Here is a 17,977-nt window from a genome sequence, read left to right as displayed (position 1 = left end):
TATCTAATGTGTTAATGTGGAAACCTGCCTGACGGTAGAAAGATATGCTGATATGTGCAAATGACTCTAAATTCTGGTCGCCGCTTTCCGACTTCATACCTCATACCTCATACTTCTTACTTCGTTTTTATTTACCTTTTCCTTTCAGGATAATCCGTACGGTATGTATCATGATTTTAAAATCGAGGGCCAGGGATATATTTTCTATGTACAGCAGATCAAACTTGCTTCTTTCGATCATTTCTTCCACATTCTCCGCATAGCCAAATTGTACCATTCCCCAGCTGGTAAGGCCAGGCTTTACTTTCAATAAATATTTGTAATACGGAAATTGTATGATCACCTGGTCAATATAAAAGCGGCGCTCAGGTCTTGGTCCTACCAGGCTCATATCTCCCAATAGAATATTCCATAATTGTGGAAGCTCATCCAATCGCCATTTCCGCATCACTTTGCCCCAGGGCGTTATGCGGGGATCGTTGTCAGAGGAAAGTGCGGGGCCATTTATTTCAGCATCGGCTACCATGGATCTGAACTTATACAGGCGAAACTCCTTTCCTTTATAGCCGACTCGTTGCTGGCTATAAAATATCGGTCCTTTAGAGGTCAATAAAATTCTTATCACGACATAAAGCATTAGCGGTGATAATAACACCAGTCCGGATACTGCCGCCCCTACATCGATCAGTCGTTTTACATGCTGCTGCCATTCGGGCATCAGGTTTGTTTTCAGATCTATCAGCGGAGCCCCGAGTACATTGATCGTTTTTACAGAACCTGAAAGAATATCTAATATACCCGGTTGTATTTTTATTTCTACGTCTTTTTCACTCAACCGGTTGATAGTATTTTCCAGTAAAACGTGATCGGATTTTTCAATAGCTAACACTACCTGGCTAATGTTATGCTGATCGATAATATTTTCGAGTTCATTGATAGAACCCAATTTCGGCAAAACATCATCAATACTATTTTGAGTATTATTCTGCGGATTTATAAAACCAATATACCGGTATCCACCATCCCGCAATTTTCTTTCTGTTTCCGCATAAATTTTAAGTGCGTTATCCTTACTCCCAATCATGAGCGTATTAAAAAAAACTTTTCCCGTCAGCAATTGATCTTTCACAATATTGAGCAAAAGCCACCTGCCCAGGAAAGTCAGCATAAAATGAATTCCAAAAAGCAAGGCAAACGCGACATAATTGTACGTGCTGTTGATATTGGGATCATTTAATACAAATAAGGAGAAAAAAAGAATGGTTCCCAGTAACGTGCAAATAATCGTAAGGTTAAATTCTTCCAATCTCGATTTTTTATACAGGGATGTATAGGTACCTGCCAGCGCATAAATGATGAGCCATCCAACAGGCACGATCAGTAAGATATAAAGCCACGACATTTTGCTGATAGGAAATGCTGCCCTGTCACTAAGCAGGTTACTCCTTATCATATAAAGAAAGAGCCATGCAATAGCAGCCATGAAATAATCGATCGCTATATACCAGCCAACTGATATTTTTTTTCCCGCACTCATCCGTGTGTAATAACATTGTGCCCGATCTTGTTGAGTATTTTGTGTGCTACATCCATCGCCATCAGGCCATCCATTTCTGACACAATGGTTTTCGTATTATGAACAATGGCATTTACAAATTCTTCCAGTTCTTTTTTAATGGCGTTAACTTCAGGCACCGCCGGATTGGCTACAGCAATTGTTTTTTTACCGCCTGGTGTTTCAATATCAAAAGCAAAGACATTGGAATCCTGCGGTTCTTTTAATTTAATGATCTCTGTTTTTTTGTTTAAAAAGTCAACCCCGATGTAGGCATCTTTTTGAAAGATGCGCATCTTTCTCATTTTTTTCATGGAGATGCGGCTACTGGTGAGGTTGGCGACACAGCCATTGTGAAATTCGATCCTGACATTCGCTATGTCGGGTGTTTCTGTCATTACCCCGACACCACTGGCCGAAATGCTTTTTACATCACTTTTTACAATGCTCAGGATAATATCGATATCGTGGATCATCAGGTCGAGTATCACACTCACTTCTGTGCCCCGGGGATTGAATTGTGCCAGCCGGTGCACTTCAATAAACATCGGGCTTAGCTGCATATCTTTCAGGGCAAGAAAGGCGGGGTTAAACCTCTCTACATGTCCCACCTGGAACTTGACACCGGATTCCTGGGCCAGCTTTACGAGCAGCCGGGCTTCTTCCATCGTATTGGCCAACGGTTTCTCTACAAATACATGTTTGCTTTTTTTGATGGCCCTTTCACACAGTTCAAAATGATAATTCGTGGGTGCCACCACATCAATGGCGTCACAGGCATCGATCAGCGTATCGGGAGCCAGGAAGCGGGGAAGCTGGTATTTTTCAGATACTTCCTTTGCGGTATCGTCGTTAGGATCATAAAAGCCAACCAGCTCAATTCCGGGTATTTCTTTCCAGTTGTTCAGGTGAAATTTTCCCAGATGCCCCACGCCCAATACGCCTATTTTTAGCATTTGTAATTGTTTTTGAGCGTCAAAGATAGTGAAGCGATGCAGCAACCTGACTGTCAGTAGTTAATTGGGTATATGGCTGGGGAAAATTTTATAAAAACTTTTGTTTTAGAGATATCAAATCCCCTATCTTTGCCATCCCAAAAAATGATACCGGAAGGTATGATTGAGGAACGGATCGGTAGTTCAGTTGGTTAGAATGCCGCCCTGTCACGGCGGAGGTCGCGGGTTCGAGTCCCGTCCGGTCCGCAGAAATCGACCTCAAACCCGCGCTAGTCGCGGGTTTCTTGTTTTTACTCTATTTTTTACTCTATCTGCGATCATTTTAACAGAATTTCCTTACAGGTCTTCACATGACTTTCCGTAAATTTAAGTAGAAAATCGTGAGTATGGATATGAGTGTGTTGCACCGGCATCCGCTGCCGGACAGGGATTATTTCTGGAAAGACAAATTGAATAGTTTAACCGGGCACCTGGATTGCCGGTTTCTCGAATGGACAGGTTGGTATAACCAGGATATTTATCAGCGTCTGTTAGGTCATTACAGGCTTTATCAACTGTTTAAAAAGGAAAGCAAGGCCGCTGACAGTTTACCTCAGCCATTGGTCTATATTGTAAATTACCGGGTTTCCCACGGCTTTAAATTCCTGCTCTCCCGTATCACGGGCATTTTGTATTATATAGGATCGTTTGGCAAGCCTTATTATCCTTTGCAAACGGAAGGAATTAATAAGTTACTGGTTAATGAATATGCTCACATTCTGCAAGCATTCTTAACCGAAGCAGATAAGAATTTTGAAGAAGCATTATCCAATGCAATTAGACAAATCATATCACCGGAATTTGGCAAGAAATCTGCGAATGCACTTTTCCATGTTAAACAATCGGCTGTTATTTTACAAACCCGGAATGAATTCAATAGTTATCATAACAATACCCATTATTTCAATGACTACACCACAGTTAATACTGCTAATGGCATAAAAGGTAAAGAGAAAGGAGTATTTTCTAAAAAGCAAATCCTAATCCTTTTTGATCTCCTTGCAGAAATTGGAAAGATGGAGAAAATTGACTTTAGCAAGCCTAATAAATTTGATTCTATTGCTGAACTTTTATGTGCCATTACTGGTAAGAGCAAAGATTCTTGGATTGAGCAATTGAAAGATGGTCGAAATAAAGGATTGTATGAATTCAAAAATGAAGGAGAAAGGAAACAGTTGATTGTAACACTCACCAATTTATCTGAGACTTTTAGGAAAGCAGGATTTCGATCTATTGCAACTTTAACCGATAAGAAACTTATAAAATTAGAAGTAAAATAATTGAATTTTCAATGAAGGAAGCGGGTATTTGCACGTCCAGCAATACTCGAACGTTATGCGGCGTTTTAAATAGAAATCTCCTCTCAAACATCTACAAGACGACAGTGATGTCCATTGCAAATAAGGCAGTTTATTTGTAAATTTGGTAATGCACGGAACACTGACTGATTTAGCCACGGGAAAGCTTTTAGAGAAGTTTGGCGCGGGCAACCATAAGCCGGGTTCCGGAAGTGCTTCAGCATTCCACGGTATGTTGTCAGCGCAAATGCTTCGTACCGTAATTGATCTTACCAATGAGCCAAAACGGAGAGCAATTTATTCCGACTATATACCTGAGCTCCTAAGAATCAAACAGGAGATCGATTCGCGAATTTACAGTGGCTTGGAAATGTTGTTTCAGGAGGATTCTGAACAATTTGATAGGGTAATAAAACTTAGAGAGCAGCGTGACGGAGAACTGGATCCCCTAAAAAAAAGAATGAGGTCCGAAGAGGCTCGAGAGGCTCTTAAACTTGCCACTCAAATACCACTTAAGATCGCTGAATTCTGCCTGGAACTAGGGGATTTTGCGGCTTACGTATTTGACCATGGATTCAAATCTGCACGTGGCGATTCCGGCGTTGCCTTAAACAGCGCTATCTCAGGCGTTGCTAGTTGCCTCTCTATTGTCGAACTGAATCTAATTTCGATTCCTTTTGATGAATGGATGGAAAAAATAAGGCAACACAAAACAAATATAAGATCGCACTTTGATAGGCTATCCTCAAAAGGAGCTGAAAAGCTAGGTGTTCTTGAAAAAGAATCAGAGGAGAACATGGCATTCCACCAAAGTATAGCTGAATTCCGACGTGGCAATCTAGCCGATTCAATCCGCTCACATTCGGAAATCGAAGAAATCGTAAGGCGACTGCAAAATACATTGTGGTTGCAGCGTAATAAGATATGGAAGGATGATATGCTTGAAAATCCAATGCAGGTGTTAAGGCCAGATGTAGTCTTAAAGAAGGTGATGGACTATACTTATCTTGAATCAAACATGCTTGGAGTTTATGAAATAGATGGAGAATTGTTCGAGATTGCTGGTTTAATCGATAAAAGTAAAAAGCTAGTTCAAGTTTCTAAAAACTTTTCTCCGGAAACACAGATTTTTACAGCTGCCCATGAACTTGGGCATGCCATTTTACACAGACAAACTGTATTACACCGTGACAAATCAATAGACGGCTCTTCAATTATCCCGAGGAGCCGGGAAGAAATGCAAGCAGACAAATTTGCCACCTATTTCTTAATGCCAGCGACGTTGGTAGAAGATGTTTTCGTGGAAATTTTTGACATGTCAAAGTTTGTCATAAATGAAAGTACAGTACTTGCCCTTAGAGCTGGAAGTGTCAGTGCATTAAGAAAAAAATGCCAAAATGCTCGGGGATTAGCTCGCGTGTTAGCTTCTACGGATTATTTTGGAGGTAAATCCTTTAATCCTCTCGCAAAAATTTTCGGCGTTTCAATTGAAACTATGGCCATTCGCTTGGAGGAACTAGGCCTTTTCGAATTTTAGTTGATATACAATCAAACAAAGCCGTCCTGATCTGAAAACGCTTGTTACAAATTAACCATGGATTGGAACTAGCTTTTTTATTTGATATAGCAATTGATACCGTACCGTATCAGCCAATAGCCATAAGTAGCTAAAATAATATAAAGCACCCAGCGAAGTACGACCGAATAGTATTCCCTGACATTATGTTCAGGAAAAAACAAAAATCGTTTTTCCTGCCGGATATTTCGTGGCAAAGTTGTCAAAAAAACCTTTATTCCCTTTAGGTCATCAGATAGTTGTTTTTGCATTTCAGAAATGCTAATAGTATCGGTTTCTGTTTCCGGATTGTTTATTTTTTCCTCCTGTTTTTTTAGCAATGTTTTAATCTCCAACAAGAGTTTGGTATTTTCTTTTTGTTCCTCCAGCATTTCCGTCAATACTGAGTGTATTTGTTCATTTTCCATATAATACTATATTTTACTTGTTATTGAATTTTTTGCGTGATCAGCATAGCCCTCGCCGTTTCCGCTTACTGCGTTTTTTGGCTTCTTTCAGTAGGGCAGGATTGACCATCTCGGTATAAGGGTGAGAGGGTTTTAAGTGAATATTTATCGAATGGCTTTTCTCCAGGTTTTTTTCTTTATGCTGTTCATTTTTTTGTTCCTTACTTGAGTGCTTGCCAGAGCCACTTGCAGGGGAAGTTTGTATATCCTTTAGCAGCTCTTTCCGTAATTCCGGTTTCAGTGCCAGTATCTTTTCAACAGTGGCCAGCGAATAGCCAACTTCGCTGCCCTTGGTATAAACCTTTTGTGGATCACGGAATGCAATACCTCTTGCCTTGATTATTTCATAGCGTAGGTTTTTCATTTTACGTTCAAATTCCGGGTAGTCCTTTGCCATCACAAGGCAGGTTTTGATATCTTCTTTTAGCTGCTGCTTTCGCTGGTCCAGGCGTGGAATATTCCGAAATTCTTTAGAGAGGTAGCGTCTCGGATTGAGAACTTGTTGCAATTCATGTTTCAGCTCCATCTTCCGACAGAACTCAGCGATCTTTTTGTAATTATTACTATCGCTCAAAGTCTTTCTATCAAAGCCAATACGATTGCCAACAATATGCAGGTGCTGATGTCCGGTATCTTTATGCAGCACAGCAACAAACTGGTTGTTAGAAAATCCTAGATCCTTTGCACAGTCTTGAGCGATTTCTGTCAATACATGAGCCTGTAATTTTTCTCCGGGTGCCAGACTGAGCGTGATATGTAAAACAGGTTTGGAAAGCCTGGGATTAAGCTGCCGCACTTCATTAAACTGCTGTATCAGTTCTTTGTCATTGCCATAGCACTGATTGTAGCATAAAACCTCTGCACGGTCTTTTAATATGGCTTCATGATCCTGACTTTTCATAAGCTTATCATGCAGGCAATAATTAAGACAGCCTCTGAAGGATTTTCCGATGATTATTTTCCCGATCATTGGAGATAGTTTTTAATGTCCACGGCCAGCTGTTTCACCTGCCCGGAAAGCATCTGCAGGCCCGCTCTTTCAAGAGCATTTAATTCATCCATCCGGTTACTTTTTTTAGCTACCTGGTTAAGGTTAGCGGCAAGGTGATTGAGAGTGCCGGCAAACTGTAATACTTCTTTGGGTAACACTTTTATTTTCCTGACAGCTTGTCCCTTCAATCCGGATTCCCGCAAAAATTCTGATAGTGTTAATCCGGCTGCTTTTGCTTTTTGCCGGAGTATTGTTTTTTCTACCAGCGAGCATTTAACCCCGATAAAATGATTTTGCTTTATCGCTTTTTTGGGTCGTCCTCCTTTATTTTTCCAGTCTTGTTTGACTACTTCCATCACTCTTCACTTTTCACTGTCTGCTGCAATGTCTTTTAGAATCCGCCAGCCGGCGGATGAGAAAAGCCAGCGTTTCGGTAAAACCGAAACATAGCTGGCTCCTAAACTTTAAAGATGTCTTCCACGCCTGTGGCTTTGCTTTAGTTCGGGGCTTACTGATTTGATTAAACAATCATTCAGGTCTTTGAAACGGTGATAATGTCTACTTTGATCCTTGTATTTTGAAGACCATTGAAGAGCCTGCTGGGTGCACTTGACACCCATCCTGTCACGGTCCAGTAACAAATGAATATTTGAATATTGCTCCATGCGTTCCCGGCTCTTTTCAAAAAATGAAACAGAGTTTAAGACCAACGAATCGGCCTGAATTGTTGGCAGGTCAATCAAAACTTTCATGTCGGATTGTTGTATCGTTTGAAAAGAAAGAAAGCTGAAAAATCCTTCAAAAACAGCCAGGTCTTTATTACCGTTTTGCGGGATCAATCTTGGTTCTTTTGGAGTGCTGCTTCCTTTGAAATATTGGTTGCGTAACTCATAACCACCATTGTCATTTTTAAAACCGATAGCCAGGTGTTTCTTGCCGTATAATTCAAAGCTTACTTCTTCACAAAACTGGTTGGCAATAGCCAGGGGAATTTGCCGGGCATCCAGGTATTCTTGTAATGCAGGATTGCTGATCTCCCAACTGTTGATTATTCGGATCTTACCGGCTTCGTGTGAGGGTTTTTTCTTTTCACCAGCCGGTTGGTAGCTATGCGGGTGAAAAGAAAAGCCGGGGCTTTGTTGAAGGGATAATTTTTGCAATAATTCAGTTACTGAACATTTAAAATATCGTATTCCAAAGTCTATTAAATTTCCACCCTCGCCGGTGCCATGATCGTACCATACATTTAGTTGACGGTTTACTTTAAAAGAAGGTGATTTTTCTTCCCTTAAAGGAGATAAATACCAATGATCATTATTTCTGATTTTTTGAGGAGTATGTCCTAAGCTCTTCAGGAAATCAATCATATCTATTTGTTTCGCTTCTGTAATTGATATATTTCGGGTTGTCATATCATTGGGTTTAAAAAATAATAAATAGTAAGAGTTGCTGGAATGGTTAAAAATGAGCAACGCTCTCAGCGCGTATTGATATCAGAGCCCTAACCCGGAATAGATTTTTTTTCTGCTAACTGCGTTCGTAATTGTTCTACCTGTTCTTTAAAGAAAAAACGCCGGGATTTGATTTTGAAAGATTGCAGTAATTCCGACTTTCGCCAGTCATTGATGGTCTGCCGGCTTACTTTAAAAATCTTCTCAACGTCTTTAGAAGATAGAAAGGGAGAATCCTCGTCTGGATAGTAGTTTTTAACCGGAGTGTTTGTTGTCAGTACTTCCCTGATCTTCTGGTCAATCAGGCTTTCAAATAATCGGATCAGCTCCTGCGGTTTTTGAATTAACAAAAAAGGAGCAGTTGCATTTGCATTTACTTCTTGTTCCATGTCGCCTCATTTTACTTTCTGCACAAAAAAAGTTTACAGAAGCAAAGTAAGAGTGTAAAGAGGGGTGAAAATTTTCAGGTCGTCCTGGAAAAATAAGTGGTTGGGATTGAATGGGTTTGACGGGTATTTACAGACTTGGTTGTAATACCACTAAAAAGGGAATGCAAAATTCTAAGCAAATAGTACTTTGAACAACTTCGTAATACCTTCATATAAGCAATGTCAACTAATCCGGAAAGGGCCTAATATGAGTTTTAATGAGATTTTCTACACCCAAAAAATCTGTATATGCCAGCACATAAGATTTCGATAGGAAAAATTACAGAAATATTCCGCATTTCTCAGCACTATCCAATGAATATCCGAGCGGCTGCTAAAACATTGAAAATTTCAAGAATTACTTTTAGAAAGTACATGGCAGATGTAAATAAATTTAGAAATCTGTATCCCAAAGATGCCAACAACTTTAAAGTTTATTTGTCTTCATTTCATCCTTTTGTGCCTCAAATTGGAAGTGATCCCAGGCTTATTGAGCTTTTTCCAGCGATTTTCCAAGCAATATCTAATAATGGATCAAACAGAAAAGTTGAATGGCAAGAATATAAAAAAGCGATACCTAATGGATATAGTTACTCCCAATTCGCTACGTTTTTTTCAAGGTGGTGTGGTGAAAACAGATTGTTAATCGGTAACCGACATTGGGGAATAAAAACAATTCCTGAAACTGATAGAAAAATATTGATGGAATGGAGGCGCTCGAATGATAAATCTAAATGGACAAAAGCAGTCGTTATTTTAGAAAGTTTTAGAGGGGTTTCTAAAATTAAATTGATACAAAAAATTGAGAGATCAACGCGGCAAATAAAGAGATGGATTCAGGCGTATAAACAATTTGGAATAGAAGGGCTAACAAAAAGACCCCGAATGGTAAATGAAAAGATTAGGGAAAATATTCGTCATAAAAAGGATAACCTGATAAAATTGATTCATGAAACACCAAAACTACATGGAATCAATAGAGCGTCCTGGGGGATAAAAAGCCTTTCCAAAGCTTATTTTAAAACTTATGGGGTAGAGGTAAGTAAAAGCACAATTTCAGAATACATAAGAAGTGAAGGCTATGCATTTAAGCATGCCAAGAGAATATTAACAAGTCCTGACCCTTTATATAGGGAAAAACTTGCTAAAATCACATCAATCCTATCAAACCTTAAAGCAAATGAAAAATTCTTTTCAGTTGATGAATTTGGGCCATTTGCTGTAAAACGTAAAGGAGGGCGAGCACTGGTTCGACGGAATGAAATAAAATCCTATCCCCAATGGCAAAAAACTAAAGGCTGTTTGATTTGTACTGCTGCATTAGAATTGTCGCAAAATCAAGTCACACATTTCTTCTCAGTAAAAAAGAATACAGAAGAGATGATTAAGTTGGTTGGACTACTTATTGAGAAATATAAAGGGCAAAGCCGGATATTTTTTTCATGGGATGCGGCATCTTGGCATGCATCAAAAAAACTCTATACCAGGATTGATGAAATTAATTCTGTGGAATACAGGGAAACGCATGGTACGTCTGCTATAGAACTGGCCCCATTACCGGCGTCTGCACAATTTCTGAATGTAATAGAATCGATTTTCAGTGGTATGGCCAAAGCCATAATTCATAATAGTAATTACAAATCGGTGAATGAGTGTAAATTGGCAATTGATCTCTATTTTAAAGAAAGGAATGAATATTTCATGGCAAATCCCAAGAGAGCAGGAAATAAGATATGGGGAAAGGAGCAGGTAGTATCCGTTTTTAATGAGGCTACGATTTATAAGGATCCAAAATGGCGATAAAAAGTATACAAAATTGCTTAATGGAATGCTGTATTTTCCTAGTGTGTTTATTCTGCTCTCTAACTACTAAATCAAATCCGGGAAGTTCTTAATTTGACTGGCGAACGACCCTTTACAGCGGCCTTTAAATCTATTCAATTTTGATACAACCTTTACTTTAAACGCATAAGATGCATGGCATATTGCCAAGCTGCTCTTTTCTTAGTTTTGCCTTTAAGTAAAGATGATGGTGCAGAACCTGAAAATATTCAAATCACTCTTTAAAGGCCGGGAGGATGCCTTTGCGATTCGCTGGGAACGGGATGGCAAAAGCGGTTATATGCCTGCCTATATCCTGGACTGGGATCAATTTAAAATGCACAAGACAAAAGGTGGCACGTTAAAGGATTTTAAAAATAAAGAGTATGCACCGTTGACGGATCAAAGAATGCTGAACCATCTATCCGGAAAAGAAATCGTAGGGGTTTATCCTTTATTGCAGGATAATACATCCTGGCTTATAGCGGCTGATTTTGACCAGTCCACCGCCAAAACCAAAAGCTGGATAGACGAGTGCCGGACATTCATGCTGGAATGTGAAAAGCATAATCTGCCTGTTTACCTGGAACGTTCGAGATCTGGTACAGGTGGCCATGTCTGGATGTTTTTTGAAGAACCCTATCCGGCATTTAAAAGCAGGCAGCTATTTATTCAACTCCTCAAATCTTCGGGCATCATATCTGAAGTGGAAAAGAATTCAAATTTTGACAGGCTATTTCCCAATCAGGATGGACATTCGGGTAAAGGCTTGGGCAACCTTATTGCTTTGCCTTTACAGAAGAAGGCTATGGAGAATGGTAATGCCTGTTTTATTCATCCAGAAAATTTAAACCAATTTCCTGACCAATGGGCGTTCTTGAAAACCGTCCAAAAGGTAAAAATGAAAACGCTGGATGAATTGTATGAGGGCATTATTGATAATAAACTTACCAGTTCTGCTATTGGAGCAGTTGCTACAAATTCTTTGAATGGCGAGTTCACAGTCATTCTCAGTAATCAGGTCGTATTGCCACGCTTTGGCTTAGATCCTTTATTGTCAAAATACCTAAAGGATAATCTGAATTTTATGAATGTAGATTATCTTATTAAAAAGAGGTCGGGACGAAGTACTTATGGTAAGCAAATGTATTTTGAAACAGTAGAGGAAAAAGAGAATACCATTGTTATGCCAAGGGGTATTATTGGCAGGCTGCTCCGATATTGTAACGAACAAAAAATACCATATCAGCTTGAAGATAAAAGAACGAAACTTGAACCGGTTAAATTTACTTCTTCCATTTCATTGTATGACTATCAACAAGAGGCTGTCGAAATCACAAATAAAAAAGACTTTGGCGTTATCGTTGCGCCTCCCGGGGCAGGAAAAACGGTAATGGGTTTAGAAATTGTAGCAAGAAAGCAGCAACCTGCTTTAATCATCGTTCATCGAAAGCAATTGTTTGATCAGTGGGTGGATAGGATTCAGTCTTTTCTGGGTATTCCAAAATTCCAAATAGGAAAAATTAATGGTAGTAGCTATGAAATTGGGCAAGAAATTACCGTAGCGATGATACAAAGCCTGCAAAATCCAGATCTGCCAGACAAAGACAAATTACATCATGCCTTTGGAACAATTATAGTAGATGAATGTCATCATATTCCCGCCAAAACATTCCGGGAAGTAATACGGCATTTCCATTCTTATTACCTCTATGGGTTTACAGCAACTCCTATTAGAAAAAACAAAGATGAAAAGCTGATATTTATTCACATTGGCGATATAATTCATGAAGTGGTCATCCCTATAACTGCAAACCAGAATAGACAATTATCGGTAATCATTCAAAACACAGAATTATTTACGCCGTTTAATGCCTCAACGGATAAAACTGAAACACTTTTAAATATCCTTATTCATGATACGGCAAGAAATGAAATGATCGTAGAAGATATTATAAGGGAAGTAAGGGCTGGCAGAAAAATACTTGTATTAACCGAGCGGAAAGCCCATGTTGATATATTACAACAATATCTGAAAGGCACTTGTGAAACAATTGCATTGACCGGAGAAGATAGCGAACAATCTAAGAAAGCGAAACTACAATTAATTGATAGTAGCGATTTCCAGGTACTGATCGCCACCGGTCAATTTATTGGAGAAGGGACGGATATCGGTGTTTTAGATTGCCTGGTTTTAGCTTATCCTTTTTCTTTTGAAGGTAAACTGATTCAATATATCGGACGGGTTCAGAGAAGCCCGGTTGCCCCGGTTATATATGATTACAGGGATTGCAGAATTGAATACCTTAACAACCTGTTCAGGCAGCGCAATAAGTATTATCGGAAATTGATGAAGTCAGGACAACTAACAAACCTGAATGAAATATTGCTGGTCTTTCAGGGGGCTGGTTTTTATATCAATACTACTGGTAATTTACTCCCGGTTGAATGTCTTGATTTGCCATTGCCTGTTGAAGAATTTAAAGATGGTGTAGCCTGGAGATTACGTGTTAATAGTTATAATGAAGAGGAAGGGGAATTAGTTACAGAAATTACTGACTATGATTTCCTAATTAGCAAGGTTACAGATGGCAGACAGGGTTCATTTTATTTTTATGGAATTGAAAGAATAAAGTTTAGAAGCCTGGACACAAGTAGTTTCTTAAGATCCGTTATACTAAAACATCAGCCTATTATTGAAACTAAAAGAATTGAAGATGATAAAAAAGAGCTTGCTCCTACCGGGTATATTGTTTTGAAAACAATGAAAGTGCCTTTTGGGAAAATTAATTTCTTATTTGGAAGTATTTCATTTCCCATCTTCATTGAGGAACTTAGCCAGGAAATCATATTCGAAATCGCTAACCCAGATATAAGACCAGAGTTTGCAGCCATACGTGACTATTTCATAAAAGCCTTGAAGAAGAAATTATTCTCCGTAAATGTTACTATAAAATATACCGCCAGCCAGATACTATCAGCAACGGCTATTTCAGAGGATATTGATAGCATAAACTGTCACATGATTGATAGTGTTCGATTCGAGTTTGTAAAGCGGGAGATTTTTAAAGGAAAAGGCCGGGCTGCGGATGATCAATCTATCCATACGATGGAGGATTTGTTGAGTCCATATGACGAAGGGAAGAGATTATTTTCATCCGAAGCTGCCCTATTTGATGACATTCTAAACATTAAGAACTCGAAGCATTATTTGCAGCTAAAATATCTTTCCTCTAAACATGAAGCCTCGGTTTTGAAATTAAGATTTGTCTTACAGCCATTTTCTTTTTTATTCTTATTAGCGGGTGAAAAGAAATATCATATTATATGGGAAACATTAGATACCGAAGAGGCAACCTATATATGGCATGCAGATAGAACAAGGGAGTCTTTACGAATTGCTCTTGGAGAGATTGAAGCAATACTCAGGGGTATAAAACAAAATGGTAGACAAACTTTTTTGGAGAAAGAGAGTAATAATTTTAGCAGGGTCATTCACGATTATGCGGATGCGAAGAAAGGATTTGTTTTATGGAAGGGGGCGTTGGAAGAAAAGTTGATCTAATTTTCTGTCATAATAATATGGTCTAGTTCAACGAACAATATCGCTTTTGCCAAACGTCAGCTTTATGAGTATCCACTTTATTCTCTGCTTGTATTGATTTGTGAATTATCAGGGATTATTTTTAAATAACCTTCTTTATAAGTCAGGAATGCATTACATGCTATCAGATATTTTTCCATAGCATCGAGACTTTCATGATGTACATGGCTGCTAAATTCCCAGGCACGAAGCATCATTCTTATGTATGCTTCGGCATCCCTCTGCTTAGTCAGCTTTTTCAGTGCACCCATATAATCTTCGCGGTACACTGTTGGTATAATAATCTTCGACAAGCCTTTTGAACTTAGCTCTGCATTCATCATTACCCGTGCCATTCTTCCATTTCCATCCAGGAAGGGATGCACTTCACTTATCATAAACATCATATACGCAGCTTTTGCAAAAGGGTGTTGTAGCAGACTATACCAATCAAACCCTTTTTTAAGTGTGCCCGGCACCAGTTCCATATCCACAAACTCAGTAGTACCAGCCCGGTTATTTTTATCCTTGAACTCACCGGGATTTTTTGTTTTTCTTGCACTTAGCAATATGGCATGCCGTTCCCGTAACAACTTTAACAGGTGATCTGGAGAATTGGGTAAAATAGACATTTCGGTTCGATTGGAAACTATCTGATAAGTTCCCAACACATCATGCGAATCTTCATCTCTGGCAGGCAATGGCATTGCCGTAGTAATGATTTGCTTAGCCTCATCAACAGTAAATTCGGTACCCTCTATGTAATTTGAAAAATAGCTTTCAAAAAAAGCGAAGTTTTGGTAAGACTGAACACTCTTGTTTTGATCCGGGTAATCCGGGTAATCGTTTTTTGCCAATTCTTCATATACCGACTCAAACAGTTGTATTCTGTCGGGATCAACCGGCTCACCGAGTACCCGGGCCCTGGCAACAGGACTCACCAGATTCTTAGAAAGTCCGGTGCCCAGAAGGTCAGTGATCAATTGATTAAGCTCGATAAATTCTTTTTCCATGCCCAGTTGTGGTGCAATTGTTTTTGCCCGGTCACGTACGAGGTTTAAGGCGTCTTCCCCTTTGACCCGTAGGTAGGCTTCTATTTTTTCCTCAAGCTGTTCCCGGCTTAGCGTTTTAGATTCCTCACCTGCCCCCTTTGTTCGTTGGAGATTTTCAAGATATGCCCGTGCAAGCCCGGAGGCTTTCAGATTGCCAAAGAACAAAGTATCCTCTTCCAATGCGTCTGGGCCTTTTGAGAAATGCAGGATCAGCCCAGGCAATTCCACGACACCCTTATAGTTTCGGGTAAGGTAAAGATGTCCGCCGGGAGTGGGCATACGTTCCAAAGCGCTTCTATGGCTTAGAAAAGCTTCGGAAAAAAGTTCAGAGATCAACCGGTACCAGTTGCGTCGCACAATTTTTTCAGGTGCTTCTTCTAAGTTTGAAGTATAAACCCTTGGAGCTATTTTGCGCACCAATCCCTGTTTTTCAAGCTTCCCTATTTCTTTGGATCTTTCTTTGGTTCCTATGATGATTTCCTGCAGCCTGTTCATTGCAATATTTTCCTCCCAATTTGATTTGTTAGACAGAAATGGAAATATTTTAATCCATAAGTAATAAAATTAGAAATTTTTTAAACCAAGTATGAAATTTCGTGCTCCAAAAAATCATCAAATAAAATAATTTACGCCAAAAATAGCAAAAATGGAAATATTTTCATCCAATTTGTTCAGCGATCAAAATTTATCCGATTAAAGACGATCGTTATTCAATGAATTAAATCGGTCATTATGATTTACTTATATCGAAAAAGTCTCATTTGTGTCGTAAAATGGAGCCATTCCCTCCAATTTTTTGTAACAAAATATGGGCAATTTTGACGATTTTATGTCACAGAATTAGGGCAATTAGTCCAGATCGCCCAATAGCAATAATTAGATCCAGGTAAGGCCCTTTTTATATTTCATATCGGTTGCGCCAAGTTTAACCTGGTTATCTTACTACAAAATATAACTTCCATTAAATGGTTGCCATCAATTCCCTCTCCTTCCATATTTTCTCAATCTGGTAAGCCGCCTGGTCAGGTGTAACCTTAATATACCTATAAAAATCCTTCAGGCTTCTATGGCCGCTTATTTTCATTATCAATTCAACAGGTGTTCCAGCTAAAAACTCGTTGGTGCAAAAAGACCGACGGCAGGAATGGGAAGTGATCCATTTATATTTTGGTTTTACTTCCTCAATGTCCCGGTTACCTTTTTTATAAGAAAACTTGATTGATTCGTCAATCCCCGCAACCCGACAGATCTTTTTAATGTCCTCATTAAATTCAGGATTCGATGTTCTGGGTATCTGTCCCTTAAATTTTGCTATAAGTATTTCGCGGGCAATCGGACGAAGTGGTATCACTACCCAGTGATCTGATTTTTGTTGCTTAATATATAACTTATCGTTCCTGATGTCTTCCGGCTGAATATTGCTGAAATCTGAAAATCGCAATCCGGTGAGACAACCTAAAACCAAAAGATCTTTTGGTATTTCAAGTTTCGGATTTAAAGAAAGATCGAGTTTATAAATCGTTTCGATTTCATACGCGGTGAGATAAGTGGCATCGGCCACTTCCTCGAATACTTTGTATTCAGTAAGGTCAATTGGAAGAATAATTTTACGCCGCATTCTATCTTTAAGAAATAATCGTAGATGCTTTATAGCTTTGCCCATCGTATTTCTTTTTAAACCTTTTAATCCTGTTTTCGTATAGCGATAAGAAACATAATCGAAGGTCATGAACTCCACAAAATCGTGATAAAAGTCAACATCGAAGGATTTAAAAGTTATTTTCCTCCCTCTGAATTTTTCAAATGCCTGCAGGTATCGTTTTACTTCTCTATAAATATCTACCGTGGAAGGCGCAATTCTCCTTTTCTTTGATTCGATATAATCATCGAACTGAACATAGACATCCAGATTACCCGTGACATCTTTTCGCTGCTCAAGGGTTGACACATCTAAATCCGGTGAAAAAATTTTCTTAAGAAAGAACAATGGATTCTCCCGGGTGTTTTTCAAACAGAAAGTAATTATGTCCTCGGCAATTCGAATCATCTGGTGTAATTGTTCATTAAATTCGCCAGCATCACCAAATTGCGAAGGCAGATCATTACGGATTTTTAAAAGTTTTCGATTCCAGTATTCTGGTGGAATCGCAATTTGAGTATCAACCAATACACGCTGATTAGCGCCTCTGCAGTACTGAATAAAAATCAGGCTGGTTCCATCTTTTCTTTTCCAGTCTTTCTTGCAGACCGGTTTGAGTGCATATATCATAACTTGACGTTTATACTCTATCATTTCCTCTATGTCGGGCCTATCAAGTCATGTGAAGATAAAATGCAGAACAACCAAAGAAATTATTTAATTCTTTGAAAATTAGTTCGTAATGTAAGGATGTGTAAAATGATAGGAAGATGTAAAATAGAGGCAGCCCGCCGTCCGGTCCGCAAGAGTCAAAATCGAATCGAAAGCCCGCAAATCTTTGATATTGCGGGCTTTTTTGTTTTTGAGTCTATTCAAATAGCCCAATTCTTACCCTAAAGCCAGCCCCGGTATTCAATAAAAAATTAAGTGTCATCTTACCACGGTAGATAGCATTCCAAAAAAAATTGCCCGTTAACCTCCTGCTAGTCTGCAACGCAGTTTTATCAAATCGGGCCGCGATATCTATTAAATAAAAAAAAGGCTATCGTTTCTAACGATGGCCTTTTAATTCGATTTACCGGACGGCAGAAGTTGAGTGTTGGTTTTTAAGGATGTAGAGCGGTCTTTTCAATGATATTGGA

13 protein-coding genes and 1 tRNA gene are annotated in these 17,977 nt (G+C 39.0%); 5 read left to right on the top strand and 9 right to left on the bottom strand.

The annotated features are described in order from the left end of the window. Positions 1-127 precede the first annotated feature (127 nt). Together ACFEL9_RS01815 and ACFEL9_RS01810 are read right to left on the bottom strand one after the other, a co-directional pair. On the bottom strand, positions 128-1,537 hold the full coding sequence (locus tag ACFEL9_RS01815) for a sugar transferase (RefSeq protein WP_385885607.1): 1,410 nt from the start codon (positions 1,535-1,537) through the stop codon (positions 128-130). Continuing rightward, on the bottom strand, positions 1,534-2,511 hold the full coding sequence (locus ACFEL9_RS01810; RefSeq protein ID WP_385885605.1) for a Gfo/Idh/MocA family oxidoreductase: 978 nt from the start codon (positions 2,509-2,511) through the stop codon (positions 1,534-1,536). Before ACFEL9_RS01810 ends, ACFEL9_RS01815 begins: the two co-directional genes overlap by 4 nt. A gap of 172 nt (positions 2,512-2,683) precedes the next feature. Here ACFEL9_RS01810 and ACFEL9_RS01805 point away from each other — a divergent pair. The 3 genes from ACFEL9_RS01805 (at position 2,684) to ACFEL9_RS01795 (ending at position 5,385) form a co-directional block, all read left to right on the top strand. Continuing rightward, a tRNA-Asp gene (locus ACFEL9_RS01805) sits at positions 2,684-2,757 on the top strand. Between the two features lie 140 nt (positions 2,758-2,897). Next, positions 2,898-3,830 carry a hypothetical protein gene (locus tag ACFEL9_RS01800; RefSeq protein WP_385885603.1) on the top strand — a complete coding sequence of 311 codons (933 nt, stop codon included), beginning with the start codon at positions 2,898-2,900 and terminating at the stop codon, positions 3,828-3,830. Positions 3,831-3,978: 148 nt separating this feature from the next. Further along, positions 3,979-5,385 carry a cyclodeaminase/cyclohydrolase family protein gene (locus ACFEL9_RS01795; protein ID WP_385885601.1) on the top strand — a complete coding sequence of 469 codons (1,407 nt, stop codon included), beginning with the start codon at positions 3,979-3,981 and terminating at the stop codon, positions 5,383-5,385. Between the two features lie 77 nt (positions 5,386-5,462). On the opposite strand, the gene ACFEL9_RS01790 is transcribed toward ACFEL9_RS01795, so the two are convergent. The 5 genes from ACFEL9_RS01790 to ACFEL9_RS01770 form a co-directional block, all read right to left on the bottom strand. Then, positions 5,463-5,831, bottom strand: coding sequence for a hypothetical protein (locus ACFEL9_RS01790; RefSeq protein WP_385885599.1), 369 nt, complete (start codon positions 5,829-5,831; stop codon positions 5,463-5,465). Positions 5,832-5,871: 40 nt separating this feature from the next. Continuing rightward, the gene (locus ACFEL9_RS01785) at positions 5,872-6,840 is read right to left on the bottom strand and encodes a relaxase/mobilization nuclease domain-containing protein (RefSeq protein ID WP_385885597.1); all 969 of its coding nucleotides are present in this window, start codon (positions 6,838-6,840) and stop codon (positions 5,872-5,874) included. Then, positions 6,837-7,217 (bottom strand): plasmid mobilization protein, encoded by a 381-nt coding sequence (locus tag ACFEL9_RS01780; protein WP_385885595.1) that lies wholly within the window; start codon positions 7,215-7,217, stop codon positions 6,837-6,839. The genes ACFEL9_RS01785 and ACFEL9_RS01780 overlap by 4 nt, the downstream gene beginning before the upstream one ends. 108 nt (positions 7,218-7,325) lie before the next feature. Further along, entirely contained in the window at positions 7,326-8,273 is a 948-nt protein-coding gene (locus tag ACFEL9_RS01775; protein WP_385885593.1) for a DUF8464 domain-containing protein, read from the bottom strand. Positions 8,274-8,362: 89 nt separating this feature from the next. Further along, positions 8,363-8,701, bottom strand: coding sequence for a helix-turn-helix domain-containing protein (locus ACFEL9_RS01770; protein ID WP_385885591.1), 339 nt, complete (start codon positions 8,699-8,701; stop codon positions 8,363-8,365). 288 nt (positions 8,702-8,989) lie between these two features. Between ACFEL9_RS01770 and ACFEL9_RS01765 the strand changes: the two genes are divergently transcribed. Further along, positions 8,990-10,543 (top strand): IS630 family transposase, encoded by a 1,554-nt coding sequence (locus ACFEL9_RS01765; protein ID WP_385885589.1) that lies wholly within the window; start codon positions 8,990-8,992, stop codon positions 10,541-10,543. 223 nt (positions 10,544-10,766) lie between these two features. Continuing rightward, on the top strand, positions 10,767-14,126 hold the full coding sequence (locus ACFEL9_RS01760) for a TOTE conflict system archaeo-eukaryotic primase domain-containing protein (RefSeq protein WP_385885587.1): 3,360 nt from the start codon (positions 10,767-10,769) through the stop codon (positions 14,124-14,126). A 77-nt stretch (positions 14,127-14,203) separates the two neighbouring features. Here ACFEL9_RS01760 and ACFEL9_RS01755 read toward each other — a convergent pair whose 3' ends face one another. Next, entirely contained in the window at positions 14,204-15,691 is a 1,488-nt protein-coding gene (locus tag ACFEL9_RS01755; RefSeq protein ID WP_385885585.1) for a Fic family protein, read from the bottom strand. Between the two features lie 466 nt (positions 15,692-16,157). Beyond that, a complete protein-coding gene (locus ACFEL9_RS01750) occupies positions 16,158-17,465 on the bottom strand; it encodes a site-specific integrase (protein WP_385885583.1) in 1,308 nt (435 codons plus the stop codon). Positions 17,466-17,977: the final 512 nt, after the last annotated feature.

The sequence above is a fragment of the Terrimonas alba genome (assembly GCF_042434975.1).
GTDB classification, from domain to species: domain Bacteria; phylum Bacteroidota; class Bacteroidia; order Chitinophagales; family Chitinophagaceae; genus Terrimonas_B; species Terrimonas_B alba.
The sequence above is the reverse complement of the archived record's forward strand: the minus strand, read 5'-3'. Positions and strand labels throughout refer to the sequence as shown.